This window comes from Corynebacterium sp. 335C, from assembly GCF_053525695.1.
This window is the reverse complement of sequence record NZ_JASTTB010000001.1, coordinates 667814-694479: the sequence shown is the minus strand read 5'-3', so window position 1 is coordinate 694479 and position 26666 is coordinate 667814. Positions and strand designations below refer to the sequence as shown.

The window sequence follows — 26666 nt, the reverse complement described above, 5'->3', positions numbered from 1 at the left end:
ATTCTACGGCCGGGGATCCGCGCACGCGGGCGGGGGAGGAGCTTTGCGACGGGACCCGCCGCGGCGATGGTGCTGTCGCGGGAACAAAACGGCGTCCGCGCACGTTGGAGGGGGTAGTAGACGACTCATCGAGTGGAAGGGGTACGGCCATGGCCGCCCGCAACGACACGTCCCGGATGCCTGCCCCGCCGGAGGGCTGGCCCGTCGGCAGCTTCGACAACTACGAGAAGGCGCAGCGCGCCGTCGACGCGCTCAGCGACCTGGACGGCTTCCCGGTGGAGGACGTCACCATCGTCGGCGTCGACCTCATGCAGGTCGAGCGCGTCGTCGGTCGCCTCACCTGGGGCAAGGTCCTCGGCGGCGGCGTGCTGTACGGCATGTGGCTGGGCCTGTTCTTCGGCCTGCTCGTCGGCCTGTTCACGGAGGCGTGGCTGCCGCCGCTCATCACGGGCGTCGTCGCCGGCGCGCTCTTCGGCATCATCGCCGCCGCGATCCCCTACGCCATGCAGAACGGGCGCCGCGACTTCGCGTCGACGACCCAGATCGTCGCCGGGCGGTACGACGTGCTGTGCAACCCGCGCTCCGCGGAGCAGGCGCGCGACTTCCTCGCCCGCCAGAACATCCGGTAGCGCGTACCCGCGCGTCCGCGGCGCGCGCCGCGCGCGGGCGGGACGGCGACGGCCCGGGCCGGGGGCATCGACCCCGGGCCCGGGCCGTCGTCACGCGAACGGGGATGCGAACGCCGCTACAGCCACTTGTTGCGGCGCAGCAGCCAGACCAGCACGGCGACGATGATCATCATCAGCGCCAGCACCGTGAAGTAGCCCCACTTCCAGTGCAGCTCCGGCATGAAGTCGAAGTTCATGCCGTAGATGCCCGCCAGCGCCGTCGGCACCGCCAGGATGGCGGCGTAGGCGGAGATGGTGCGCATGTCCGTGTTCTGCTGCAGCGAGATCTTCACCGCCGCGGCGTCGATGAGGGACGACAGGCGGGAGTCGAAGCCGGTGACCAGGTCGGCGGCGACGAGCTGGTGGTCCAGGACGTCGCCCAGGTAGCGGCGGACCTGCTTCGGCATCAGCGGGGCGCGCAGCTCCAGCAACCGCCGCAGCGCGGCCGTCAGGGGCGCGATGGCGTGGCGCATCTCCAGGATCTCGCGCTTGAGGATGTAGATGTCCTCGATGTCCGTGACGTCCTTCGGCTGGAAGACGTCGTCCTCCATGTCCTCGACCATCTCCTCCAGCGACTTCGCGACGCGCAGGTAGTTGTCGACGATCATGTCGGTCAGCGCCCACAGCACGCCCGACGGCCCCGGGCGGATGAGATCCGGGTCCGCGTCGACCCGCTCCTGCAGCCGCACGATGTCGGACTTCCCGACGCTCTGCCGGATCGTGATGATGTAGTCCCGCCCGATGACCATCAGCAGCTGGCCCGAGCGGATCTTCTCGTTCTCGTCGCCGCCGAGGCCCTCCTCCGAGTACTCGATGGAGCGCAGCACGAACACCAGGTGGTCGTCGTGGACCTCCACCTTGGGGCGCTGCCGCAGCGTCGTCGCGTCCTCCACCGTCAGCTCGTGGAGGCCGTAGACCTCCGCGACCTCGTCCATCTGCGTCGGGTTCGGCCGGGCCAGCGACAGCCACACGAATCCCTCGCCGCGGTCGCGGACGTACCGCAGGGCCGTGTGGTGGTCGAATTCGCCGGGGACGCGGTGGCCGTCGACGTACACGGAGCAGTCGCGGGTCGCCTCGGAGACGTGGCGGGGCGTCGGGAACATGCGCGGGCCTCCTGGTCGGGCGGGTCGCCCGGGGCCGGTAGCCTGGGGCGGGAGACGGGCCGGCGCGCAGCCGCCGGCCGCAGGACGGACACACCGGCCGTCCCTGGACCCGCCGGCCGCGGGCGGGGCGGCGGGGGAAGGGACGGGACGCGGTGGCGCGTGCGGACCATGGGCGGCTTCGGCGGCGCGGCGGGCGTCGTCCGTTGGTCGGGCACATCGTACGACATGGCGCGGGCCGCGGGGCCGGGTCGGGGGACGCGGCGGCGGGTGACGCGGGCTTCGCTTCGGCGGGGTCGGTGCGCCGCGTTGCGACGGCCGCCGTCACCGCGTCGGCGCTGACGCTCGCGGCGTGCGGCGGGGGCGCCGGCATCGACGCGGTGCGCGAGCCGATGCCCGTCGAGCCGTCCTCCCAGACCGAGCCCGTGGTCGTCGCCGCCGATGGCAAGCTGCCGGAGCAGACGGCGCTGGCGGAGGTCTACGCCGGCGGCTTCGCCCGCGTCGGCCGCGACGCCTCCACCCGCCTGGACGTGCCCCTGGAGATGCGCGTCGACGCCGTGCGCTCCGGTTCCGCGACGATGTCGTTCGGCTGCACCGGCGAGCTGCTGGTCCTCATGGACCGGGAGACGGCGCTGCAGCTGGCCATCGAGTACCAGGCCGACGAGGACCCGGGGAAGGCCCTGTCGCCGGAGTGGCGCGACCGCGTCTACGGCGCGATGTCCGCCGCCCTGCCGGGCGACCTCATGGCCACCGACCCGTCGAATGCGCAGGCGTGCGCGTGGCTCGACGACGCGCGCAACGCGTCCGCCGAAGGCGCGGCGTTCGGGGGGATGCGTGACGACGTGCCCTCCCCGGCCCCCGCGCCCGACGCCCCGGCCGGCGCCCCGGAGGGGGAGGGGGCGGGTGCCCCGGTGGGCGTCGCCCCGCTCGGCCCCGACTCCTCGGACCTGGAGATCGCGGCGGCCCTGCCGCGCCACCTCGTGCCCTTCTACCGGAAGCCGGCGCTGGACCGCCGCGACCGCGTCGAGGTGCTCAACCGCATCGCGGGCTCCATCTCCACGAAGGAGGTCAGGGAGCTGACGAAGGCCGTCGCGGAGCCGGGCGCCGAGCCCGCCGCCGACCTCGCCCGCAAGTGGCTGGAGACGTCGCGCTTCACGACGGGCTAGCCGGTGCGTGCCGTCCGCGGCTCGCGCGCCTCGCGGGCGGCGTCAACCCCATTCGGGGCGATGCCCGGGCGGGCATCCGAACGCCTCCGGCGCCGTGCCGCCGAGCGTGCGGAGGGCGGCGTGCGGGCGGTGCGGGGAGCGTCGTCACGCAACACCTGACCACCGATCGGGGCGTTTGCGCAGTTCCACAACATTCCTGGCAGCGGACGCGCGCGGGAGGGGCAAATGCGTGCATGATTTCCGAATCGGTCCAGGAATGCCCGTGTCGGTCCGGGTAGGGGATCCATCGTGAATCCCCTTAAGGGAACCTACGTTCACCGTGATAGTGTTCCGGGCATGACGTTCGCCCCCGAGCATTACACCGACCACCACGAGGACGGAGTGCACGCCGAGCACCGCCGCACCGAGGTGGGTGAGGCGTCGCCGTACATCGACGCCGCCGTCGAGGTCTTCTCCATGCTGGCCGATCCGACCCGCGTGCGGATCGTGCTCATCCTCCGCGAGGGCGAACTTCCCGTCGGCGAGCTGGCGAAGCGCGTCGGCAAGACCCCGACCAGCGTTTCCCAGCACCTGGCGAAGCTGCGCATGGCCCGCATGGTCGCCGCCCGCCAGGAGGGCACCCGCGTCTTCTACCGGCTGCTCGACGACCACGCGTCCGAGCTCGTCGTCCAGGCGCTGTACCAGGCGTCGCACACCGTCGACGACACGTTCCCGCCGCACCGGCGGTAGGGGCGGATCGGGACGGCCGGCCGGGTCGGCCGGGTCGGATTCGGCCCGCCGAGCTTGGGCCGCCCGGCGGTCATCACCCCCGGTTCGCCGCCCGACCTGCAAACCCCGGGACCATGCGTGAGCGTGTCCCGCGGAATAACCACCGGCGTTCGCCGCCCGCCGTCATCCCGCGGCCCGCAGACCACACGAACTTCCGGTGCCGCACCACCCCGTGGCACCGGACCCCGCCGCCCTCCCCGCACCAGGGGAGGGCGGCATCTTTTGTGGGGGCGCTTGTGCGCGGGGAGGGGTCTTCCGCGGGCGCTTGTGTGCGGGAGCGGGTCGTGTGGACCCCGTTGGCGACGCCTCCATTGCCGCCAGACCCACTTCCGGCCATTCCGACCCTGTTCTAACTGGGTCTCAACGGCCGGAAGTGGGTCTGGCCGTGAGCGCGCCGTGCGGGACGGGGGCGAAACGACCCGGTCGCGACGCCGACGGGCGACCTGGAGGTCCTCTGCGGCGAGCACCCGCGGAAGGCGGACGTACTTGGGGCCGGCGGCCCTGCAACCTGGACGTAGTTGGCCCCAGCGGCTCGCCAACCTGGACCCAGTTAGCCGAACCTGGACCTAGGTAGAAGTACGTCCAGGTCGGGCTAGGTACGTCCAGGTTCGCCGCGTGGGGAGGCCAAGTACGTCCAGGTTGGCCGCGAGGGGCCGCGGGGGACCGCGTGGGAAGGCGAAGTACGTCCAGGTCGGTCCTGAGCGGCGGGGACTGAAGCGCGCGGGGCCGGCGGAGGACGCGCAGAGCTCCCGAATCCCAGGAAAACGCGGGACGGCCCCGCCCCCGCGCGATGCGGGGACGGGGCCGTCGAAGGTCCGGAGCCCGGCCGGGCCGGATGCTCGGCCGGGCCGGAAGCCCGGCGCCCGGGCCGGCGCGATGCACCGGCCCGGCACGCGGACGCTAGTCCGCGAAGGCCTCCTCGAGGAGCGCCTTCTGCTCCATCTGGTGGACCTTCGCCACGCCGGTGGCGGTGGAGGACTGGGCGCGGCGGGAGACGCGCTTGATCTTCGGCATCTCCGGCAGGTACTCCGGCAGGTTCAGCGCCAGGAACGGCCACGGGCCCTGGTTGGCCGGCTCGTCCTGGACCCAGCGGACGTCCTCCGCGTTCGGGTACGTCTTGAAGACGTCCCGCAGGCGGTTGAACGGCACCGGGTGGAGCATCTCGATGCGGATGATCGCGACGTCGTCGTGGCCCTCCTTCTCCTTCTTCGCGGCGAGCTCCCAGTAGAGCTTGCCGGAGCAGAAGAGCAGCTTCTTGACCTTGTCCTTGCCCTTGCCGTCGGCGAACGTCGGGTCGTCGAGCACGGACTGGAACTTCGACTTCTCGGTGAAGTCCTCGACCGGGGACACGGCGGCCTTGTTGCGCAGCATCGACTTCGGGGTGAACACCACCAGCGGGCGGTGCAGGTCCGACAGGATGTGGCGGCGCAGCAGGTGGAAGTAGTTCGCCGGGTCGGACGGCTGGGCGACGGTGAAGGAACCCTCGGCGCACAGCTGCAGGAAGCGCTCGATGCGGGCGGAGGAGTGGTCCGGGCCCTGGCCCTCGTAGCCGTGCGGCAGCAGCAGGATCAGCTTGGAGGTCTGGCCCCACTTCGCCTCGCCGGAGGAGACGTACTGGTCGATGATGGTCTGCGCGCCGTTGGCGAAGTCGCCGAACTGCGCCTCCCACGCGACGACGGCGTCCGGGTTGCCCAGGGTGTAGCCGTACTCGAAGCCCATGCCGGCGAACTCGGTCAGCGCCGAGTTGTAGGTGTTGAACCGGCCGCCGTTGCCCTTGTCCTCGGCGTACTGGTGCATCGGGTTGTACTCGGCCGCCGTCTCCGGGTCGACCATGACGGCGTGGCGCTGCGTGAAGGTGCCGCGGCGGGAGTCCTCGCCCGCGAGGCGGACGGTGCGGCCCTCGGCGGCGAGGGAGCCGAAGGCGAGGAGCTCGGCCATGGCCCAGTCGACGCCGCCCTCCTTGACCATCTGGGCGCGCTTCTTCGCGACGGGGCGCACGCGCTGGTGGATGGTGAAGCCCTCCGGCGGGTTCACGTAGTACTCGCCCATCTCGACGAGGTCGGCCTTCGCGATGTTGGTCTTCAGGCCGTGCGGCAGCGGCTGGGAGCCGGCGATGCCGGTCTGCTCGCCCGGCTTGGCGCCCTCGCTGCGGCGGACCTCGTTGAAGACGGCCTCCATCTGGTCGTGGAAGTCGCGGCGGGCGGCCTCGGCCTCCTCCTCGGAGAGGTCGCCGCGGCCGATGAGGTCCTCGGTGTACTGGGCGCGGACGCCCTCCTTGTTGTCGATGACGTCGTACATCAGCGGCTGGGTCATCGACGGGTCGTCGGCCTCGTTGTGGCCGCGGCGGCGGTAGCAGACGAGGTCGATGAAGACGTCCTTGCCGAAGCGGTTGCGGTACTCGACGGCCAGCTGGGCGACCCAGACGACGGCCTCGGGGTCGTCGCCGTTGACGTGGAAGACCGGGCAGCCGTAGGTCTTCGCGATGTCGGTGGAGTAGTAGGAGGAGCGGCCCGAATCCGGGGAGGTGGTGAAGCCGATCTGGTTGTTCACCACGATGTGCACCGTGCCGCCGACCTTGTAGCCGCGGAGGTTCATCAGGTTCAGGGTCTCCTGGACGATGCCCAGGCCGGCGAAGGACGCGTCGCCGTGCAGCAGCAGCGGCATGACGGAGTAGTTCTCGGCGCCCTGGTTCAGCATGTCCTGCTTCGCGCGGGCGAGGCCCTCGACGACCGGGTTGACGGCCTCGAGGTGGGACGGGTTCGCCGTCAGGGTGACGTCGATCTCGCCCTCGCCGAACATCTGCAGGTGCGTGCCGGTGGTGCCGAGGTGGTACTTCACGTCGCCGGAGCCGCCGGCCTGCGCCGGGTCCATGTTGCCCTCGAACTCGGTGAAGATCTGGGACAGCGGCTTGCCGACGATGTTGGCCAGCACGTTGAGGCGGCCGCGGTGCGGCATGCCGATGACGACCTCGTCGAGGCCCTGGCCGGCGGCGGTGTCGATGGCGGCGTCCATCATCGGGATGAGGGACTCGGCGCCCTCGAGGGAGAAGCGCTTCTGGCCGATGTACTTGGTCTGCAGGAAGTTCTCGAAGGCCTCGGCGGCGTTGAGCTTCTGCAGGATGTACTTCTGCTCGGCGTGGGTCGGGCGGGGCTGGCCGCCCTCGAGGCGGTCCTGCAGCCACTCGCGCTCGTCGGCGTCGAGGATGTGCATGTACTCGGTGCCGACCTTGAGGCAGTAGGCGTTGCGCAGGCGCGACAGCACCTCGCGCAGCGTCATCTGCTCCTTGCCGCCGAAGCCGCCGACGTTGAACGTGCGGTCGTAGTCCCACAGGGACAGGCCGTGGGTGGCGATGTCGAGGTCGCGGTGATCCGGGGTGACGATGTTCGGGTGGTCGAACTGCAGCGGATCGGTGTCGGCCAGCATGTGGCCGCGCATGCGGTAGGACTCGATGAGCCGCATGACGCGGGTGTTCTTGTCGACGCCCGTGTTCGGGATGTCCTGCGCCCAGCGCACCGGGGTGTAGGGCACCTTCATGGAGTCGAAGACGTCGTCCCAGAACTTGTCGTCGACCATGAGCTGGCTCATGGTGCGCAGGAACTCGCCGGACTCCGCGCCCTGGATGATGCGGTGGTCGTAGGTGGAGGTGATGGTCACCAGCTTGCCGACGCCGAGGTCGGCGAGGCGGTCGGCGGACGCGCCGGCGAACTCGGCCGGGTAGTCCATGGAGCCGACGCCGATGATCGCGCCCTGGCCCTTGGTGAGGCGGGGCACGGAGTGGCGGGTGCCGATGCCGCCCGGGTTGGTCAGGGAGATGGTGACGCCCTGGAAGTCCTTGCCGGTCAGCTTGCCGTTGCGGGCGCGGACGACGATGTCCTCGTAGGCGTCGACGAACTCGCGGAACGACAGGTTCTCGCACTCGCGGATGGCGGCGACGACGAGGGAGCGGGAGCCGTCCTTGTTCTGCATGTCGATGGCCAGGCCCAGGTTGATGTGCTCCGGGGTGACCAGGGTCGGCTTGCCGTCCTTGACCGCGTAGGAGTTGTTCATGCCCGGGTGGATCATGACGGCCTTCACCATGGCGTAGCCGATGAGGTGGGTGAAGGAGATCTTGCCGCCGCGGGAGCGCTGCAGCTGATCGTTGATGAGGGAGCGGTTCTCGAACAGCAGGCGGGCCGGCATGTCGCGGACCGACGTCGCCGTCGGGATCTCCAGGGAGATGTCCATGTTCTTGGCGATCGCCTTGGCGACGCCGCGCATGGCCTCCTCGTTGGCCTCCGGCTGCTCCGCGGCGGCCGCCTTCTCCATCGGCGACTTCTTCGCCTTGGTGGGCACGGGGGCCTGCGGGGTCTTGGTCGGCTCGGGGCCCTTGGAGGGGCGCTTGCCGGTGGCGGCGGCCTCCTCCTTGGTGGCGGCGGCGCGCTTGGCCATCGGCGCGGCGTCGGCGGGAGCCGTGGGGGCGGAGGTCCCGGCCGGGGCGCTGCTGGCGGCCACGTCGGCGCCCGAGGCGTTGGTGGAGAAGTAATCCCGCCATTCCTTGCCAACGGACTCGGGATCCTTCTTGAACTGCTGGAACATCTCGTCGACCAGCCATTCGTTCTGGCCGAAGCTCATGTCGCTGCTCACGGCAGGTACTCGCCTCATTTCGTGTTCGTCATCAGATTTGTCGTCGGTGGCGTTTGTCGCGCCGGCGAGGTGGGTGACGTGTCCAGCGGCCGCGGCCCGTGGCCCCCGGGTGAGGGGCCGGGGCCGGGGCGTGAACGGGGGTTACCACCCCACTGGTGTCACACCAGACTAACCGGATTCCGCCCGTCCTTCCACGGGCGCACGCCGTCCATGGTACGTGTGCCACAGTTCGGCGTAGGCACCCGCCGCCCCCGTCAATTCCGCGTGGGTGCCCTGCTCGATGATCCGCCCTCCGTCCAGCACGATGATGCGGTCGGCGCGGGCGGCGGTGGCGAGGCGGTGGGCGACGATGACGGCGGTGCGCCGGCGGGCCGCGCGCTCGGAGGCGGCGAGGATCGCGCGTTCGGTCGCGGGGTCGAGCGTCGCGGTCGCTTCATCCAGCAAAAGCACCGGTGGATCGGCCATTTCCGCGCGCGCCAGGGCGATGAGCTGGCGCTGCCCGGAGGACAGGCCGAGGCCGCGTTCGCCGATGTGCCGGGTGAAGCCGCCGGGGATGGCGGCGATGGCGGTGAGGGCGCCGACGCGGCGTGCGGCGGCGGTGATCTCGGCGGGGGTGGCGCCGGGGGAGCCGTAGGCGATGTTGTCGGCGATGGTGCCGGCGAACAGGTGCGCCTCCTGCGGCACGTAGCCGAGCTGCCGCCGCCAGTCGGCGAGCGGGAAGGAGCGGATGTCGCGTCCGCCGGCGCGGACGGTTCCGGTGCGCGGGTCGTGGAAGCGCGCGAGGAGCTTGACGACGGTGGACTTCCCGGCGCCGGTGGCGCCGACGAGCGCGACGGTCTCGCCCGGGTGGATGGTCAGGTCGAGGTCGTCGAGGACGCCGCGGTCGTCGTCGCCGTACCCGAAGCCGACGTGGTCGAGGGCGAGCTCCCCGGCGGCGGCGCGGCCCGCCCCGGGCTCCACGCCGTCGTCGGCGACGGAGGGGCGGGTGGCCAGGAGGTCGGCGATGCGGTCGAGGCCGACGCGGGCCTGCTGGTAGCCGTCGAAGACCTGGGAGAGGTGCTGGATGGGGCCGAAGAGCATGCCCAGGTAGAGGGTGAAGGCGACGAGGACGCCGGCGGTCGCGCCGCCGTCGGCGATCTGGGCGGCGCCGACGGCGAGGACGGCGACCATGGTGAGATCGGCGACGAGCGCGATGCCGGGGAAGAACAGGGCGACGGCGGCCTGGGCGCGGATGCGCAGCCGGCGGTAGCGGCGGGACCCGCGGTTCAGGCCGGCGGCGACGGCGGCGGTGCGGTGGTGCATCTGGTTGGCGCGCAGGCCGGCGATGGCCTCCTGGAAGTCGGCGTTGACGTCGCTGACGCATTCGCGGGCGGCGCCGTAGAGCCGGGAGGAGTAGCGGCGGAACACCAGGGTGGTCAGCACGATGGCGGGCAGCGCCGCCAGCGGCACGAGCGCCAGCTGCGCGTCGGTGGCGACGAGCATGAGGACGACGCCGAGGAGGGTGAACAGGGCGGTGACGCCCTGGGCGACGCCGGTCTGCAGGAAGGACGACAGGGCGTCGATGTCGGTGGTCATCCGGGTCATGATGCGGCCGGAGCGGGTGCGCTCGAAGTAGTCGAGCGACAGCCGGTGCAGGTGCCGGAAGCTGCGGACGCGCAGCAGGTACAGCAGCCGTTCGCCGGTGCGGGCGGTGAGCACGGTGGTGGCGGCGGTGGCGGCCCAGCCGGCGGCGACGAGCGCGAGCGCCCCGAGGGACGCCCACAGCAGCACGTCCGGATCGTGGCCGGCGATGCCGCGGTCGACGACGGCGCCCATGATCATCGGGAACGCCAGGTCCACGGCGGCGGAGACGATGAGCAGCGCCGTCACGGCGACGAGCAGCCCGCGCACGCGGGCCAGCAGGTGCGTCAGCCGGAACCGGCCGGCGGGCGCGGGGGCGTCGGCGTCGACGCGGGGCTCCTCGTCGGCCTCGGGCAGGCGGCGGATGCGCTCGAGGAGCTCCGGGGTGGCGGGGCCCATCATGGCGGAGGCCTGCAGGGAGCCGCCGCGCCCGCCGCCGCCCCCGCGTCCGCGGCCGACGCCGCGGGGCATCGCGGCGACGAGCGCGCCGGCGCGCAGGGAGCGGGCGTCGGCGCCGTCGTCGCCGCCGGAGCCCGCGGTGCGTGACGACGTGCCCCGCCCGGCTGCCGCGCCGCCCGCGGCACCGGCGCCGCCCGCCCCGGGGCCGGACCCGCCCGCCCCGGCCGCGTCGTCGCCGGCGGGCTCCGGCCACAGGAGGGCGGGGTCGGGTTCGGCGGCCCCGGGGTCGTCGAGCCGCAGCTCCGCCTCTCCGGCCGCGCGGGCCCGGTGGGCGGCGCGGGCGGCGGCGCGCTCCTCGTCGGAGAGGTCCATGAGGTCGGCGAAGCCGGGCAGGTCGCGCACGAGCTCGGCGCGGGTCCCGGAGCCGGCGGGGCGGCCGTCGTCAAGCACGAGCACCTGATCGGCCAGGTCGAGGGTGGAGGAGCGGTGCGCGACGGCGATGACGGTGACGTCGCCGCGGCGGCGGTGCAGCGCGTCGAAGATGCGGGCCTCGGTGGCGGCGTCGATGGCGGACGTCGCGTCGTCGAGCACGAGGACGCGGGGGCGGGCGAGCAGCGCGCGGGCGAGCGCGATGCGCTGGCGCTGGCCGCCGGAGAGGGTGAGGCCGCGCTCGCCGAGGTTCGTGCGCCAGCCGTCGGGGAGGTCGTCGGCGAAGTCGACCTGGGCGTCGGCGGCCGCGGCGAGGACCGCGGCCTCGAGGTCCCGGGCCTTCAGTTTCCCGGACGCCAGGCGCGAGGTGGCGCCCATGGCGATGTTGTCGAACAGCGTGCCGGAGTGCAGGAACGGCTCGTCGGGCACGACGGCGACGGCGCGGCGGACGTCGGCGGCGCGGGCGGCGCGCAGGTCGACGGCGCCCGCGGGGCCGACGAGCTCCACGCGGCCGCGGTCGGCGGCGTAGTGGCGGCCCATCAGCTGGGTCAGCACCGTCTTGCCGGAGCCGGGCGGGCCGACCAGCGCGAGCGTCGTGCCGGCGGGGACCTCCGCGTCGACGCCGTCGAGGACCGCGTGCCCGCCGCGGTCGCAGCCGACGCCGGTGAAGCGCACGCCGAGCGGGCCCGCGGGCACCGGCCGCGGGTCGGCCGGATCGTCGTGGTCGGGGCGGGTGGCGATGACGTCGGCGACGCGGTCGACGCTCGCCGCCGCCAGCTGCACGGAGATGAGCATGCGGGAGACCATGCGCGAGAGGTTGGTCAACGTCGTCAGGTACGTCGCGAAGGCCACGAACGTGCCGACGGTGACGTCGCCGCGCAGCGCCAGCCAGCCGCCCAGCGCGATGACCGCGACGAGCGACAGCTGGGGCAGCGACACCAGGATCGGCTGGTAGCGGGCGTTGAGCCGGGCGGCGCGCATCCGCAGGGAGAACAGGCGGCGCGACAGCCGCTCCAGCGCCGCCGACTCCCGCTCCTCCTGCGCGAACGCCTTGACGACGCGCACGCCCGTCACCGTCTCCTCCACGTGCGTGGCGACGTCCGCCGCCTGCTGCTGCGCCGTCCACGTCGCGGCGTGGAGGCTGGTGCGGGATTTCGCGGCGACGCCGACGACCATGGGGACGACGGCGAGGCCGACGAGGGTGAGCGGCAGCGACATCGCCAGCATCACCGCGACGGTGAGCACCATGCGGATGACGGAGGTCAGCGCCAGCGGCAGCATCGCCAGCATCGTCTGCACGGCGTTGAGGTCGGAGATGGAGCGGGCGACGACCTGGCCGGTGCGGACGCGGTCCTGCGCCGGGCCGTCGAGGCGCTGGAGGGAGTCGAGCAGCCGCATCCGCAGGTCGTGCTGCACCGACAGGGACAGCACCCCGGCGGACAGGCGCCGGCCGGCCTGCAGCGCGAAGGTGCCGACGGCGACGGCGGCGAAGACGGCGAGCACCGCCGTCAGCGGCGCGATCGACGGCAGCCAGGCCGCGGCGGCGCCGCCGTCGCCCTGGCCGGTGGCGGCGTCGATGGCGTCGCGCGTCAGCAGGGGAGCGGCGGTCTCCAGGACGGTGACGCCGACGCCCGTGAGCGCGACCAGCAGCAGGGCGACGGGGTGCTTGGCCGCATACGACAGCAGCACCCGCATCGACCCCGGCCGCCGGTCGGCGGTGCGGTGCGTGCGGGTGCTGCGATCCATGGCCCAACAGTAGCGCCGGGGCCGACATCGGCCGGCGGCGCTTGCCGGGTCGGCGGCGCCGGCGCCCGGAGGCGGTGGGGCGGGCCCCATCCGGAGGGCGGGCCCGGCCGGTTGGGCGCCGGATGTGCGCCGGAGGGGCGTTACTTGTCGCCCTTGACCTCGGCGTCGGACGGGGCCTCGGCCTCGTCCTTGATGTCCTTCTTCAGGTCCTCGGCGCCGGCCTCGGCGTCCTCCTTGACGCGGCGGGCGGAGTCGGCCGGGGACAGCGGGGTCTCCGGCTCGTCGCCGGCCTCCTTGGCGGCGGCGATGTCGGACTCGTCGATGACCAGGTTGTCGTCGAAGTCCTTCGGCAGCGGGCCGAGGGAGGCGCGGGAGTTGTCGATGAAGCCGCGGGCGAGCTTGCGGTTGGCGGTGGCGCCGAGGACGGCGCCGATGCCCATCGGCATGAGCTTGCCGACGATGGCCAGGCGCGCGGACTTCATCACGCGCTTGCGGGCCATGGACAGCAGGCGCTTGTTGAGGCCGCCGAGCTGCGGCAGGCCCAGGCGGGACAGCAGGCCGGCGGAGACGTCGCGGTTGGCCTTCTTGCGCAGGGACTCGCCGCCGATGGTCGCGGCGACGACGGCGGTGCCGGAGGAACCGAGGATGGTGACCAGGATGAGGGAGCGGCGGCGCTCGTCGTGCTCGATGTCGATGTCGCGCAGGCGGGCGGAGGCGAGGGTGTGCCACGCCGCGGCCTCGAGGAAGAACAGGGACTCGACCGCGATGGCGGCGAGGCCGGTGAAGAAGCCGATGCCCGGGATGACGGACGCGCCGCCGGTGGCGCCGCCGGTGCCGGTGACCAGGTTGATGAAGTGGGAGTCGATGCGCTCCTGCAGCTCCGCCGGGGTGGCCTCCGGGTGGCGGGCGCGGAGCTGGCGGACGTAGGCGGTGATGATGTCGGTCTGCCAGCCCATCGCGGTGTCGAGGGAGCGGATGAGCATGCGGCCGGTGATGCCCGCGTCCTCCTCCAGCGCCTTCGGGTCCGAGGCGACGGCGTCGGTGACGGTCTCGCCCGGCGCCTGCGCCTGGTCGTCCTTCTTGTCCTTGTCCTTGCCGAACAGCCCGAACATGCGTGGATCCTCCTGGGTGCGGTGATTCGTGGGACGCGGGGCGGGCTGCTGCCGCCCGTCCGTCCGGCCGCGTGGGCGGCCGGAGGTGCGGGGCGGGGCCCGGGGCTCCCGCGCCGGGGGTGTGTCGCGTCGTGCAACGCGATGACCCGGCCAGCTTATTCCGACGGGCGCCGCGGACATGCCCCGTGGTGAATGGTGTTCCCCGATTGTTACGGGTCCGTGAGCGTCTGGGCGGCACCCGGGCCGTGTCCGCCGCCGCGCCTACCCTGGTGGCATGGACGCCGAACCCAGCCTGCCCGCCCAATACGGCCGCGTCGTCGCGGAGATCCCCTGGCTGCGCGCGAACGTGGAGGCGTCGGCGGACGCGGTGGTGCACGACGGCGCGGCCACGGGGGAGCTGCTGACGACGCCCGCGGGCGTCGCGTCGCTGGTGCGCCCGGGCCTGGACCTGTTCCCCATGCCGGAGGCCGGCGATTCGGCGGAGCGGTACGTCGCGCAGCTGTGGTGGTACTCGGCGTGCGGGGCGTGGCTGCGGGTGACGGCGGCGATGATCCTGCTGGAGGACGCGGCGCCGCGGCCGTCGTGGGAGGGTGCGCGGTTCTTCGTGCGCGACGGCTTCTGGCCGGGCTTTGCGACGGGGACCGTCGGCGACGTCCCCGCCGACGACGCCGATGCGGTCCGGGCGCATGGCCGGGACGTGGGCCGGTGGCTGGAGCCGACGATCGCGGCACTCGGGGAGGCGTTCGGCGTACGTCCCGCGCCGCTGTGGGCGATCCTGGGCGATGAGCTGGCGGGGGCGGCCGTCGCGATCGGCAACGAGCTGATGGAGCCGTGGCGCGGGGTGGCCGTCGGCACCTGGCTGGCGGAGGGCTGTGCGGGGGCGGCGGAGGAGGCAGGGGCGCGGATGCCCGCGCCGCGCTTCGCCGACGTCACGGAGGATGCGGTCGAGGACTGCGACGTGGCGGCGGCGCTGGCGGGGGAGGAGCCGGACTGGGACACAACGTGCGCGCTGGTGCGGTCGTCGTGCTGCATGATCTTCCATTCGCCGGTGGCGGACATGTGCACGTCGTGCCCGCGGCGGCCGCGGGAGGAGCGGGAGGCCGGCTGGATGGCCGCCACCGGCTGAGCCGCCGGCCGATCCGCCGGGTGGGCGCCGGTCCGCGCCCGGCGTGACCGGGTGATCTGCGTCTACGATGGCGGACGGGCCTCGCGGCGACCGACGTGCCGCGGCCATCGCCTGACCCGTGGGAAGGAACCCGATGAGCTTCTTTGAGCAGATTGCGGCCGGACTGGATGCCGAGGGCATCGAGAGCCGCGTCAACGAGGACACGCTGTTCGTCCCGATCACCGAGGACCTGGAGGTGCAGTTCGTCACCATCGACGAGAAGCTGCCGGCCGCGGAGGTGTACGTGGCGGCGGCGGACGTCGACGACGAGGACGACGATTTCGAGGCGGTGCTGGTCTCCGTCGTGTTCTCGGTGGAGGACGCGGTGAAGGCCGTGGCGCACCACGTGGCCACGGACCGGGTCGTCGCGATCCTGCGCATCCTGCTGGACGGCGAAGACGATCGCCTGCAGGAGCTGGAGTTCGAGCAGGACCCGGAGGAGGCGACGCTGCTGACCGCGGAGGTCGGCGAGGCGGCGCTGCTGCAGGTCATGGTCACCGCGCACGACAACGTGCCGGAGGCGCACGTCCGCTTCATCGCTCAGGACGCGAACCTGGACGACGTCGTCGACCAGGCCATCGCGGAGTTCTGGGACTCCGACACGGAGACGATCCTCACCGACGACGATCGCCGCAAGATGTTCGCGGACCTGTACGCGGACGTGCAGTCGCTGCGCAACGAGGTCATGTCGCTGGGCTGCTTCACCGACGTCGACCGCCTGCTGGACGTGCTGGCGCTGGCGGTCGAGCACGCGGAGGAGTGGGAGGAGTCCCTCGGCCCGGTGGATGACGGGTCGCTGGTGGAGCACCTGTACTCCGATCTGCTGGACGACGACTTCGACGACGATGACGACGAGTTCGGCGATGACGACGACTACGACGACAACGACGAGGACGATGACGACCTCGACGATGACGACGCGGACGACGATGATGACGCTGCCGACGACGAGGACGGTGACGACGCCGACGGCGCCGGCGATGAGCGTGACGACGCCTCCCGCTCCGGCGGCGGCGTGAAGTAGACCGCGCACCGCCCCGCGCAGTAGCGGGGAGTGCGCCGGGCCGGCGGCGGACCGGAGACGGGTCTGCCGCCGGCCGTCGTCATGTCCGGGGCCGGGCCGCCGGGGCAGATGGGCGGAGAGGCCGGGCCGCCGGTAGGACGAGCGGAGAGCCGGCGCGTCAGGCGGCGCGGCCGGCGAACAGCTCCGCCGGGGTCGGCAGCACCGTGCCCGCCGGGTCGTGCATCCAGCGGAAGCGCCGGGCCCCGCGGCCGTCGGCGCCCGCGTCGTGCACGTCTGCGGCGCAGCCGCGCGGATGCATCGCCTCCGCCAGCGCGCGGGCCACGGTCGCCGCGGCCGCCTCCTGCGGCTCCATGCCGGGCGGCGCCGACAGGCGGACCGTCACCTCGGAGGCGTACACCCGCCGGCCCTCCGCCCGCCGGTACTCGGGGTGGCGCAGCGCCAGCTGGCGCACCAGCGCGGGCGGGACCGGGGCGCGGCGGGCCCGGAACGAGGCCGTCACGCCCGGAAGCCCGGGCACCGCGACGGAGTGCTCCGGCCCCGCACCGCGGCGGGCGGCCACCGGGTGGCGGAGGAACGTGGCCACCAGGCCCAGGTCGTCGGCGAGCTCGCGGCGGTACAGCTCCGCCAGGAACGTCGGATCGTCGTACGGCAGCCCGTCGCCGGCCGGGGTGGGCGCCCCGCCGGGAACGGGGGAGGTGGCGGCGCGGGTGCCGTCGTCAAGCACCCCACCCGCATGGGCGAGCGCGGGCGCGGAGGTCGGGGACGGGGCGAGCTGCGTGATGTCGTTCATGGACCTGACCGTAGGGGGAGGGGCGACACGGACGTTCGAACACTAGCACGAAAATCGAACGCGTGAGCGAATATTGGGAACGGACGGCCGGGAGCCCGCACGGCGGGCGGGTCGTTTACGTGTCACGCTAGGGTGGGGCGGATGCCCGCGCGGACCCGCGGGCCACCCGACCGCACGAGAGGAGCCCAGGTGCCGCGAATCCCCGGCCTGCACCGGAACCCCACGACGGCGGAGGAGCACCGCGTCGCGCGCATCCCCGTACCGCGGGAGATCTGGGTGCTCGTCTCCGCGGCGTTCATCATCGCCCTCGGCTTCGGGCTCATCGCCCCCGTGCTGCCGCAGTACGCGCGCAGCTTCGACGTGTCGGTGTTCGCGGCGAGCTTCGTCGTCAGCTCCTTCTCCATCATGCGGCTGTGCTTCGCGCCGGCCTCCGGGCGGCTGGTCGACCGCATCGGCCACCGCCGCACCTATCTCACCGGCCTGTCCATCGTCGCCGGGTCGACGCTGCTGGTCGCGGTCGCGCAGGACTACTGGCAGCTGCTGGCGTTCCGCGCCCTCGGCGGCGTCGGCTCCACGATGTTCACCGTCAGCGCGATGGCGCTCATCGTCCGCATCTCGCCCCCGGCCATCCGCGGCCGGTGCTCCTCCCTGTACGGCGGCGCGTTCCTCACCGGCAACGTCGTCGGCCCCATGGCGGGCGCGGCGATGGCGTCGTGGGGCATGCGCGTGCCGTTCCTCATCTATGGCGTCGCGCTGTTCCTGGCGACGGCCGTCGTTGCCGTCCTGCTCAACCCCGAGGCACTGCGGCAGAAGGTGCCGAAGTCCGCGCAGCCGATGATGACGTTGCGCGAGGCGTGGTCCGACTCCGCCTACCGGTCGGCGCTGTGCTCCGCCTTCGCCAACGGCTGGTCGAACTTCGGCGTCCGCGTCGCCATCGTTCCCCTGTTCGCCGCCGCGACGTTCAGCCAGGGCGCAGCCGTCGCGGGCCTGGCGCTGACGTTCTTCGCCCTGGGCAACGTCAGTGCGCTGACGTTCTCCGGCACCCTGTCCGACAAGTACGGGCGCAAACCGCTCATCCTCACGGGCCTGGCCGTCAACGCCGTGTTCACTGGCATCTTCGGCCTGATGCACGGCAACGTGTCGCTCATTCTCGCCTGCGTCGCCGCCGGCGTCGGCGCCGGCCTGCTCAACCCGTCGCAGCAGGCCGTGCTCGCCGACGTCGTCGGCCCCGACCGGCAGGGCGGCCGCGTGCTGGCCCGCTACCAGATGGCCCAGGACCTGGGCGCCATCTCCGGGCCGCTGCTGGTCGGCGCGCTGGTCGACGTCGCCGGCTTCACGGTCGGCTTCGTCGCCTGCGGCGTCATCACCGGCCTGGCGCTCGTGGCGTGGCTGTTCGGCCGCGAGACCAACCCCATGCTCCGCACCGGGGAGCGCGCCGCCGAAAGCGACGACCACCCGGTGGGGAAGGCGAAGTAGGGGTCAGTCGAAGACGAGGGCTCCCTGGCCGTCGTCGCCGATCGCCTTCCGCGCGATGGCCGGATCCTCGGCCTCGATGCCGTCGATGGCGGCCAGCAGCGATTCCCCGAGCGCCTTACCGAGGGGCACGGGCACGGCGTTGCCGATCTGGCGGCCGATGGAGGTCTTCGACCCGTGCCACTTGTAGTCGAGGGGGAATCCCTGGATGAGCGCGCCCTCGAGATGCGTGATGGCCCGGTGCTCCGTCGGGTGGATGTAGCGGCCCTTCTCCGGCTTGTAGAACTCCGTGCGGATCGTGACCGAGGGCTTATCCCAGGTCAGCCTCCCCATCACATCGCCCGAGCCGCTGCTGTGCCTCCTCCAGCAGGGGGCGAGGAGCTCCTCCGGCAGATCGAACCGGTTGCCGCCCTCGGGAATGGCGCGGAACCGCATCAGGGAGATCTCCTGGTAGTTGCGCGCGAAATGCAGCTCATGCGTTTCGACGGGACGCTCGGCCCTGAGGTGCGTCGAGGTGACGTGCGGTTCGACCGTCGCCAGCACGTCGCGGAGCGTCAGCCGCCGGTCCTCCGGGAGTTTCGCGGGCCAACCCGGGGCGGTGAGCCCCTTCCTCCAGCCCAGCGCGATGAACCGCTTCCGGGCCTGACCTGCCCCGTAGTCGTGCGAATTGAGGATCCGGGCGTCGACGTCGTACTCCGAGAGCCTGCCGCCCTCCTCGAATTCCCCGAAGAACAGCGGCGCCTCGAGCGACGACATGAACTGCGGGACGTTCTCCATGATGAAGTAGTCGGCTTCGGTGTCCCTCACCGTGGCCGCGTAATGGCGCCACAGGGAATTCCTCGTGTCGTCCGCAGCCTGCCGGCCGAGCTGGGAAAAACCCTGGCAGGGAGGTCCGCCGACGATGACATCCGCACGGAGATCCGCGGGGCGGGACCAGGCTTCGATGTCTCCGTCGTGCACGGGGCCACCGTGGTTCGCCCTGAAGGTCTCCGCGGCGTCCTTGTCGTGCTCGACGGCGAGCACGGAGCGGAAACGCTCCGACGCCTGCCGCAGCCCTTCGGTGAGGCCGCCGGCGCCGGCGAAGAGGTCCACCGTGCGGATCGCCGAGTCGTGCATCAGAACAGGGTATCGGGACGCTCGCCCTCGTCCGATGACCGGGTCAACTCGAAGAGCGCCGCCGAGGCTCCGCCGGTGACGGAACGTCCCGGGACATGCGGTTCCTCGTCTTCGATGATGCGGGCAACCGGCGCTCCGACGTCGATCGCGTCATGCGACGTCGTTCCGACTTCATCTACGGCTCCGAGATTGACGATCGACTCGTCGACCACGGATGCCACCAGCGCGTCCAACTCGGGACGCTCCAACGCCGCGACGTCGAGGAACCCGAGGAGCCTGCGTACTCGACGGCAGACGTCGCGGACGAAGTCTCGCCGGGTCTTCTCCAGTCTCGGGTTCTTCTGGAGGTGCTCCCGGATATTCGACATGAGCGAGACGAGGAATTCCGGAACCCTCATGAAGGTCGTGCGCTCGAAGAACTGATTGAGTTCCGCTTCGCCGTAGAAATCGAGCAGGGTCGGATTTTCGGCGCACAGGGTCTCCTGCCACCAGAGCCGGCACCAGGCATGCCGTGTGCGATCCGTGCAGATCCAGCGTTCCTTGTTCTGTGCACCACCTTTCGCAGTCTGTGCCGCAGGAGCGCCCGTGATGTACGGCCAGCGCAGGTACGTGATGTCGGGGAGGACCGCAACGGAGAGCGCGGTCCAGACATCCTGGCGTCCCGCCTCGGACCACGTCATGGGCATCAGCCGAACGAGAATTCTGCCTGCTTCACAATCGAATCGACGGTTGTCGTCCTTCGTGGGCTTGGCGTTGCTGTCGCCGTAACCGTTTCGACGGGCGCAGTCGACAAGTTCCTCGTGGAGCTTGAGACGATCGGACTTACTCGCTCGGGAGCCCGTCGGGGTGTAGAAGAGCTCGGGAAATCCGGACAAATCCCCGTCAGTCGATGGCGGTGATTCGGTGGCGCCGCCGATCGCCGCGAGTTCGCGCTCCGCGGCGGCCCGCGGAAGGCGCGGCCAGTTGAGCAGGGTGTCGCTTGTGCTGTTCATGAGAAGGAATACCCCTTACCGGTTCGGCGGGCGCCGCCTCGGGTCCTCGCGAGGACATCGGGAAGATCGAACGGATTATCAGTGAGGTTCACTCCGGTGAGGCCGGCTTCTTCGAGGAGGTACGCGAACGCGAACCCCACTGACCCCTCCTCCCATTTGTCCGACGGGAGTAGCTGCTCGGCATCGGTTGCGGTGGCGACCTCGGCCAATGCGAGCAGGAGCAATTCTTGCGTAATCGACTGTCGGAAAACGTCGATGAGGAGCGTCTGCTCGCGGTTGGGCTTCACGGCGCTGCACGCCTTCGCCAGTTTTTCGTCCTGAAGGTTCACGTGCACCAGGATCGAGGAATTGAACGACATTTCCAGGCCGGAGCGGATGTACTCGACATGCCAGGACGCCGAAGGATCGAAGTGCGGAGAGTCCGAGAAATTGTGTACGTAGACGGGGAGCTCGTCGCCCTCGGCATCGAGGTTCAACTGGTGTTCGTCGGCCCATAGCGTGGAGCCGGTCCTGTTCGCTGCGCCGGGGACGATGTCGCCGGAGGGCTTGACCGTCAGCGTCGTCTTCAGCACGACGATTCCGCCGATGCGGTCACCGGAGAGCGTGACATCGATTGCGTGGGATGCGCCCGTGCATGGGCACCGTAGGAGGACCCCGCCGGCCTTGGACGTGAGGCTGTACCAGGAAACCGTGAGCAATAGTTCCGACTCGGTCCCGGTTCGACTGCTCATGCGAACCGCAGCCTCGTCGACATCGATGGTTCGCCTGAGGCGGATGTCATTGCCGGGGGCCCAGCCGTCGACGGAGCCGGACAGCTCCGCCGAGTCGTCACCGTGCAGAAGCCGCCAGGGAGAGGCATCGACGGCCGAGTCCGGCGGAAACAGGTACGGGAGAACGCCCATCATTCACGCTCCGTCTTGATGTCGATGTCGATGACCATGTCCGCGTGATGGGAGATCCTCACGATCACGTGGTCGACGTCGTCGGGCAGGGAATCGCCGGCTATCGAATCCGCGTCGGTGATTTCCTCGCCGGACGGCAGCGACCAGCCGATGATCTCGGGCACGGGAGCCCCCGCAGGGCGCTGTCCTTCCTTCTTTCCGTTTTCGAGGATCACCGAGGGAATCGCCCTGAGAGTGAAATCCCGATTCTCGCCGTCCGGAATCGAGACCGGCGCCTCGTAATGGACGTGCGGGCCATCAGCGACGAGACGCGGATCCTCCAGCAGCCGGCCCACGGGAGCTTTCCGGCCGTCCCTCGACGAACCGCCGCCCCGGCTCCTGATCGTGGATGCCCCGGAGCCGAATCTGGTCGGAACGATTCCGGTGAGTACCTTGGCCACGAATCCCGCATTGGCCGCATCCGACGAAGGGCTGCTATTCGCGGGGGCATACTGATCCCGGAGTAGCTGATGGATTCGCATGTTGACGTATTTGATCATGCGCTTCGTGCGTTCGTCCTTCTGCAGGCTCCACGTCTCATGCGTGGGAGGTTCCGCATGGGCGAACACCTCGTCGTACTTCTCGGATGCGAGAAAGACCGCCGCATATCCGGTATCGGGATCCGATGGTTCGGGACCCGGAACGTAATCGACGACCAGGCGGGCCTGTCGCATCCGCGCCACATGATGGATGGGAGAAGTGAGTTGAGCCGGAATGAACTCCTTCTTCGGGATCCGGCGGCACACATTCGCATCGCAGTCGATGGGTATTAATCGTCCGACTGTCCCGGGATCCGGCACCGAAGGGGACCGCTTCACGTCGTAGCCCGCGGATTCATCCCCGATGAGGTCGAGGGCGTCCGCGAACAGCTGGATGACCCGATGCCGTTCGGGTCTGACGACCTTGACCTTCTTGCCCTCGACGTCTATCGACACTTTCATCGTCGCTGCGCGCTTCGAGGAACCGAGGTGCGGCCAGAGATGCCACAGGACGGCATCGGCCATCCGCTGAGCGGTCCGTCTGATGTCGTCCAATCCGGGACGTTCGGGGGCGGGGCTCGGCTCGCCGCTTTCCGGATCCGCGAGGGAGAGTACGCGGGGGAGCAGCACGACGACATCCGTCCCGGTTTCGTCGGACGCGAATCCCGGCAGTCCGAGGGCCTCGGATGCGGTCTCGGCAGCGTCGTCGCACAGCGGAGCGGGGACTCCGCGGTGCTTCGCGGCGTCGCGGACGCCCAACCAGTGTCGGCCCGTTCGCTTGACACCGTCCTCTGCCGGGTATTCCTCTCCCAACGCGGCGCCCATGAGCCGGCGTGGGTGCGAATGGCCATTGCACTTCGTGTCGACGATGATCGTGGCGCAGTCGCTGATCTGGTAGAAGATGCCCTTGCCGAAGCCGTAGGTTCCGCCTCCGAGCTCCGTATCACGGGTGTTCCCGACGTTGCGGAGGAACTGAACGAAATCATTCGGTTCACCAGGCTCGACGGGATCATCGGCGAAAAGCGGGCCGCCGAGGCCCGACGTACCGCGATCGCCGATGATGAGGATCCACGCATCTTCAGTCAGCTCCGTGACCGACGGACATGCGCCCCCGAGCCTCGTCTCGAGTCCGGCGAATTCCGCCCATGCCTCGGCATGCCGTCCCAACCTGCGGAAGCTGATGTTGAACGCGACCGGTGCAGACGAATCGATTGTGGCGTCCCAGCTGTTCTGGGCAGCTTCGCGCACGAGGACTTCGTGGGGATCCATCTGTGAAGACTGGATCTGCTGTTTGATGCCGGTGCCGGCCATTCCCCCTTCCGGGGCGTAGGGCTGGGCCCACCATTCCGCGGCCGTCATGCGGTCATCTCCTTCATCCATTCGGGGACGGACGACCAGCCGTCCTCCTCGAGGAGGCTCCGTCTGTCCATTTCGTACTTGAGCGAGGTGATCTGCTCGGGGAACCAACCGCCCTCGAGCATGTCGCGGGTCAGGCGCGGTGTACGCTCCGTGACCTCGATCATGTGGTCGGCGTTGATCCTCAGATGGTTGGAGTTGATCTTCGCGTCGTCATGACGGACGCCGAGGGAATTGAGCAGGCCCCGGAACCGGGTCCTGTCGGGTATCCGCGATTCGATGTCGTCGGCCAGTTCGTTGAGCGTCTCGCCTTCTTCCTCCCCAACCTGCTCGACCTCGCGGAGCAGCAGGTAAAGCGGTTTGTCGTCCAGGTTCGCGAGTTGGTCGATTCCGTGGAACGTGATTCCGTCATCATCGGCGCCGTAGCCCTTGACCTCCAACGACAGGAGGCCGGTTTCGAAATCGTGGGGGGCCTTTTCCGGCCCCGCCCAGATGGACGAGTCGGTCGCCGCCTCTCCGATGATGAACTCCTGGAGAAGCTTCAGCTCCGCGAAGATGCCGATCTGCTCCTTTTCCCCGAGTCCGCGGGGTCTGGCCGAGGTGAAGAGCCTCTTCCAGGCCCGGATGATGGCGTGAGTGGTTTCGATGGGGTCGTCGGAGGTGCCGATCTCCGTCACGAGCTCGGCGATCAGGCTGTCGAATACATGATGGCACTCGGAATTCGCGCAGAATATGTTCAGGCAGCGAATACCGCCATGGGTGCCAGGCAATGGCACCGTCTCGCCGTACAGCTGGAGATTGGCGCCGGAATCCCTGTTCTCGCTCAGGCGTTCCGGACTCGGGACGAGGAGATGCCGGCCCTCGTCGGCGTCGACGGCGACCCGCACTTCATCTCCGCCGGTGGTCGTCGCCACGGTCCTCCAGTTGTAGAGGGCACGGCCTTCCTCGGGTACGCCGATTTCGGACCAGATTTCCCGGATGTCCTGCAGCTTCACTCGATTCCCTCCGTATCCTCGGCGCCGATCTCGTCCAACTCGGCAGCCACGAACGCGTCGCCGGCGATTTCGACCGACATGTATTCGCCGTCGGTCAGAGTCGCCGAAACGTCGGGACCGCCGGACAAGGAGGGATCGGGGAACCCGATGCCGATGCCGATGGGCGGAATCCCCTCCGCCGCGTCAATCGGCTTCCGCGGGGCGTTGCCCGTTTCGCCTATCCCTCGTCGGGTCTTCGATTCCGGTTCGAGGCGCGGTCGGGACTCCGGATCAATCGGGTACACGAGGAGCACTCCCTGGGACCGCCGACGCTCATCGTGGGCCCTCACGGCGAGCATCGTCGGATCCGACGCGTTTCTCCGACGTGTGATGCTGGCGTCTTTGAGCATTTTCCTCGCCCGTTCCTCAAGCTGAGCGGGCGTCAGTCCGAGGCCGGCCCCGAAGTCCGTCGGGTTGGTCAGGGTGTGGATGCGGACGTGGTCGTCCTGCTTGTCGCTCGCGGAACGGACCGACGTGCGGAATCCCTTCAACGAACCTTCGGGGACCGGGCTTCCGCTACCGGAGATGAACGCGACGGTCCAGTGGTCCAGGTACTCCGGGACCTGCTGCGAAGCCCGTTCTATGAACACCCGCAGGGAGTCGGCCTGCAGGTTCTGGGAGTTCGGGTGAAGCCGATAGGCGCCGAGGAAATCAGTAACCACCTGCTTGGGCACGTTGTTGAAGACGCGTGAGCCGGTCTTCATGGTCTCGTAGGTGATGGCATCATCCGCGGCAAGGAGCTTCGCGTAGAGGTCGTCGGCGGCCCGGAGGTTCCCGCGGAGGATGTTCTCATCCGCATGGTGGAGGTACCGGGTGGTCATCGTGCGCCCGACGAGAGACATCGAGTAGCGCTTGGCCGATCCGAGTTTCGCGGTGATGGCGAGGGCAGGGTGGGTCCGGATGCGCACGGCGGCGTCCTTCGGATTCACGTTGAGCACCTGGTAGAGCTCGATGTCCCGGCGCATGCCGTGTTCGACCGATGCGAGGTGGCCGAACTGCTCGTGGAGCTTTTCGGTGGTCCAGATGCGGGGCAGATCGGCGTAGCCGGGCCGGAATCCGAACCACCGGCCCATCTGCAGCAGCGTGTCGTAGGCGTGGGCGGTCCGGACGAAGACCGAGCTGACGAGGCCTTCCAGGGTCAGACCGCGGGAAAGGGTGTTGCCGCCGACTGCGATGGCGTAGATGGGGGAGGCTCCGTCCCCGTAGTCGAGCGTGTCCTTGCTCTTGTAGTTGTCGAGGATGACCGACGTTCGTTTCACGACGGCGGGGAGCTCCGCGAAGATCTGCTCCTCCGTAACCGGGGCCGGGGAGAACCCGTCGATCGTGACGCGATCCTGCTCGTCGCCCAGCAGCCGGCGGAGGCGTTGCCTCACCAGGGAATGACGGGAACCGAGGTCCTCCAGGAGCGAGGTCAGGTAGTCGTTCAGGGGGGCCCGGAACTTTTCGTGCACGTCGGTGTTGACGTGGGTGTGGATCAGCATGGAGCTGTGCCCGTCGATGCCCCTGACGCGTCGGATGGCAGTCGCCAGCAGAAACCAGTCGACCGCGTCGCGCAACGCTCCGGTGACGACCGGTTTGAAATCCGGGATGTCGTCCCGGGTGGAGGGGACGAGGTTCCGGAGATCCTCGTCGTCCACGAATCGCACCACGTCCAGCGGCTCCGTTTCAATGGAATCGGGTTGGCCGTCGAAGCGGCCGAAGAGGGCCTCGGGCCCGAAGTAGCCGTCCGGTTTCGGCAGGCTGAGGATGAAATCCCTCGGGTAGAGATCGTCTTCGTCGTCCGGGTCGATGAAGACGTTGGCGAAGGGAGTCGCGGTGTAGCCGATGTAGGTGCACCTGTCGGACATCTTCACGATGGAGCGAATCTGCTCGTTGATGACCTTCGTGGACTTCGTGCGAACCGATGCCTGATCGGCTTCGTCGTCGATCACCAGGATCGGAGTGGATCGGATGCCGTCGGTTGAACCGAGCCAATCGATCAGCCGACGCAGGACGGCCTGGTTCTTCTTCGCGACGATAAGGTAGGTGGCGGCCCCGGATCCGGATTCGCCGCTGGTTCCGAAATCGATGGCGTGTTCAGGAGCGTGGAAATCCGACCGGGTGTCCGTGAGGCCCTCGAAGGTACCGCCGTCGAGGTCGACGAGTTCGCGGTCGAGTCGGGCCTGGGTCTGCTTCCGCAGGGAATTCTGCATGCCGGAGAGGACGATGACGAGACGGTAGCCGACGTCCGCGGCCTTCGCCGCGACGGCGGTGAAGTTCATCGTCTTTCCGGATTGCACGTATCCGACGACGAGGCCCCGGCCCCCGTACCTGGAATCGTTGGTGCGCGGCGTATGCGCCACGACCTTGTTGGCCGATTCGTCGAGGGAGGCTATGAGTTTTTCGGGACGCCCCGAGTCGTCGTAGTAGTCCTCGAGGGAGGGCCAATTGTCGTCGCTGTCGAAGGTTCCCGTGTACCAGCTTTCGAGTCCGGCGGCTCGCATCGCCGGAGGCCCGCTGTTGCGGGTACGGTCCGCCTTCTCCGTTTCCCTCCGTTCAAGTTCGTCGAGGTCCGACTTCGAGAGATGACTGAACCGGCGGCGCGCCGACTCAGCTCCATATCGCCGGAAATGGCTCCTGAATCGGCGGGCCGCACTCTTCCCGTACCTGTTCAGCGTCAACTTGG

17 protein-coding genes are annotated in these 26666 nt (G+C 70.1%); 6 read left to right on the top strand and 11 right to left on the bottom strand.

What is annotated here, in order from left to right; translation table 11 throughout:
* Positions 1-149: 149 nt before the first annotated feature.
* Positions 150-629: a general stress protein gene (locus QQS41_RS02910; RefSeq protein WP_448851188.1), complete on the top strand. Its 480-nt coding sequence runs from the start codon at positions 150-152 to the stop codon at positions 627-629.
* Between the two features lie 116 nt (positions 630-745).
* On the opposite strand, the gene corA is transcribed toward QQS41_RS02910, so the two are convergent.
* On the bottom strand, positions 746-1771 hold the full coding sequence (corA, locus tag QQS41_RS02905) for a magnesium/cobalt transporter CorA (RefSeq protein ID WP_448851187.1): 1026 nt from the start codon (positions 1769-1771) through the stop codon (positions 746-748).
* Positions 1772-2067: 296 nt separating this feature from the next.
* Here corA and QQS41_RS02900 point away from each other — a divergent pair, with 296 nt between their 5' ends.
* Both QQS41_RS02900 and QQS41_RS02895 read left to right on the top strand, forming a co-directional pair.
* Positions 2068-2934, top strand: coding sequence for a hypothetical protein (locus QQS41_RS02900; RefSeq protein WP_448851186.1), 867 nt, complete (start codon positions 2068-2070; stop codon positions 2932-2934).
* A gap of 336 nt (positions 2935-3270) precedes the next feature.
* Entirely contained in the window at positions 3271-3663 is a 393-nt protein-coding gene (locus QQS41_RS02895) for an ArsR/SmtB family transcription factor (RefSeq protein ID WP_448851185.1), read from the top strand.
* 939 nt (positions 3664-4602) lie between these two features.
* On the opposite strand, the gene QQS41_RS02890 is transcribed toward QQS41_RS02895, so the two are convergent.
* The 3 genes from QQS41_RS02890 to QQS41_RS02880 form a co-directional block, all read right to left on the bottom strand.
* Positions 4603-8325 (bottom strand): multifunctional oxoglutarate decarboxylase/oxoglutarate dehydrogenase thiamine pyrophosphate-binding subunit/dihydrolipoyllysine-residue succinyltransferase subunit, encoded by a 3723-nt coding sequence (locus QQS41_RS02890; protein ID WP_448851184.1) that lies wholly within the window; start codon positions 8323-8325, stop codon positions 4603-4605.
* A gap of 168 nt (positions 8326-8493) precedes the next feature.
* The gene (locus QQS41_RS02885) at positions 8494-12519 is read right to left on the bottom strand and encodes an ABC transporter ATP-binding protein (RefSeq protein WP_448851183.1); all 4026 of its coding nucleotides are present in this window, start codon (positions 12517-12519) and stop codon (positions 8494-8496) included.
* 140 nt (positions 12520-12659) lie between these two features.
* Positions 12660-13631, bottom strand: a complete 972-nt coding sequence (locus QQS41_RS02880; RefSeq protein ID WP_448851182.1) for a hypothetical protein — start codon at positions 13629-13631, stop codon at positions 12660-12662.
* Between the two features lie 274 nt (positions 13632-13905).
* On the opposite strand from QQS41_RS02880, the gene QQS41_RS02875 reads away from it, so the two are divergent.
* Together QQS41_RS02875 and QQS41_RS02870 are read left to right on the top strand one after the other, a co-directional pair.
* Positions 13906-14757, top strand: coding sequence for a (2Fe-2S)-binding protein (locus QQS41_RS02875; RefSeq protein ID WP_448851181.1), 852 nt, complete (start codon positions 13906-13908; stop codon positions 14755-14757).
* A 133-nt stretch (positions 14758-14890) separates the two neighbouring features.
* Entirely contained in the window at positions 14891-15820 is a 930-nt protein-coding gene (locus QQS41_RS02870; RefSeq protein ID WP_448851180.1) for a hypothetical protein, read from the top strand.
* Positions 15821-15977: 157 nt separating this feature from the next.
* Here QQS41_RS02870 and QQS41_RS02865 read toward each other — a convergent pair whose 3' ends face one another.
* Complete coding sequence (locus QQS41_RS02865) at positions 15978-16610, bottom strand: hypothetical protein (RefSeq protein ID WP_448851179.1); 633 nt, start codon at positions 16608-16610, stop codon at positions 15978-15980.
* A 198-nt stretch (positions 16611-16808) separates the two neighbouring features.
* On the opposite strand from QQS41_RS02865, the gene QQS41_RS02860 reads away from it, so the two are divergent.
* On the top strand, positions 16809-18086 hold the full coding sequence (locus tag QQS41_RS02860) for an MFS transporter (protein ID WP_448851951.1): 1278 nt from the start codon (positions 16809-16811) through the stop codon (positions 18084-18086).
* Between the two features lie 3 nt (positions 18087-18089).
* On the opposite strand, the gene QQS41_RS02855 is transcribed toward QQS41_RS02860, so the two are convergent.
* From QQS41_RS02855 to QQS41_RS02830, 6 genes are read right to left on the bottom strand one after another with little or no spacing between them, the layout of a single operon-like run.
* A complete protein-coding gene (locus tag QQS41_RS02855; protein WP_448851178.1) occupies positions 18090-19199 on the bottom strand; it encodes a DNA cytosine methyltransferase in 1110 nt (369 codons plus the stop codon).
* Positions 19199-20191, bottom strand: a complete 993-nt coding sequence (locus QQS41_RS02850) for a DUF6339 family protein (protein ID WP_448851177.1) — start codon at positions 20189-20191, stop codon at positions 19199-19201. The genes QQS41_RS02855 and QQS41_RS02850 overlap by 1 nt, the downstream gene beginning before the upstream one ends.
* The gene (locus QQS41_RS02845; RefSeq protein WP_448851176.1) at positions 20188-21096 is read right to left on the bottom strand and encodes a hypothetical protein; all 909 of its coding nucleotides are present in this window, start codon (positions 21094-21096) and stop codon (positions 20188-20190) included. The genes QQS41_RS02850 and QQS41_RS02845 overlap by 4 nt, the downstream gene beginning before the upstream one ends.
* Entirely contained in the window at positions 21093-22970 is a 1878-nt protein-coding gene (locus QQS41_RS02840; RefSeq protein ID WP_448851175.1) for a hypothetical protein, read from the bottom strand. The genes QQS41_RS02845 and QQS41_RS02840 overlap by 4 nt, the downstream gene beginning before the upstream one ends.
* The gene (locus tag QQS41_RS02835) at positions 22967-23962 is read right to left on the bottom strand and encodes a PD-(D/E)XK motif protein (protein ID WP_448851174.1); all 996 of its coding nucleotides are present in this window, start codon (positions 23960-23962) and stop codon (positions 22967-22969) included. Before QQS41_RS02835 ends, QQS41_RS02840 begins: the two co-directional genes overlap by 4 nt.
* Positions 23959-26661 (bottom strand): Z1 domain-containing protein, encoded by a 2703-nt coding sequence (locus QQS41_RS02830; RefSeq protein ID WP_448851173.1) that lies wholly within the window; start codon positions 26659-26661, stop codon positions 23959-23961. Before QQS41_RS02830 ends, QQS41_RS02835 begins: the two co-directional genes overlap by 4 nt.
* Between the last annotated feature and the right edge of the window lie 5 nt (positions 26662-26666).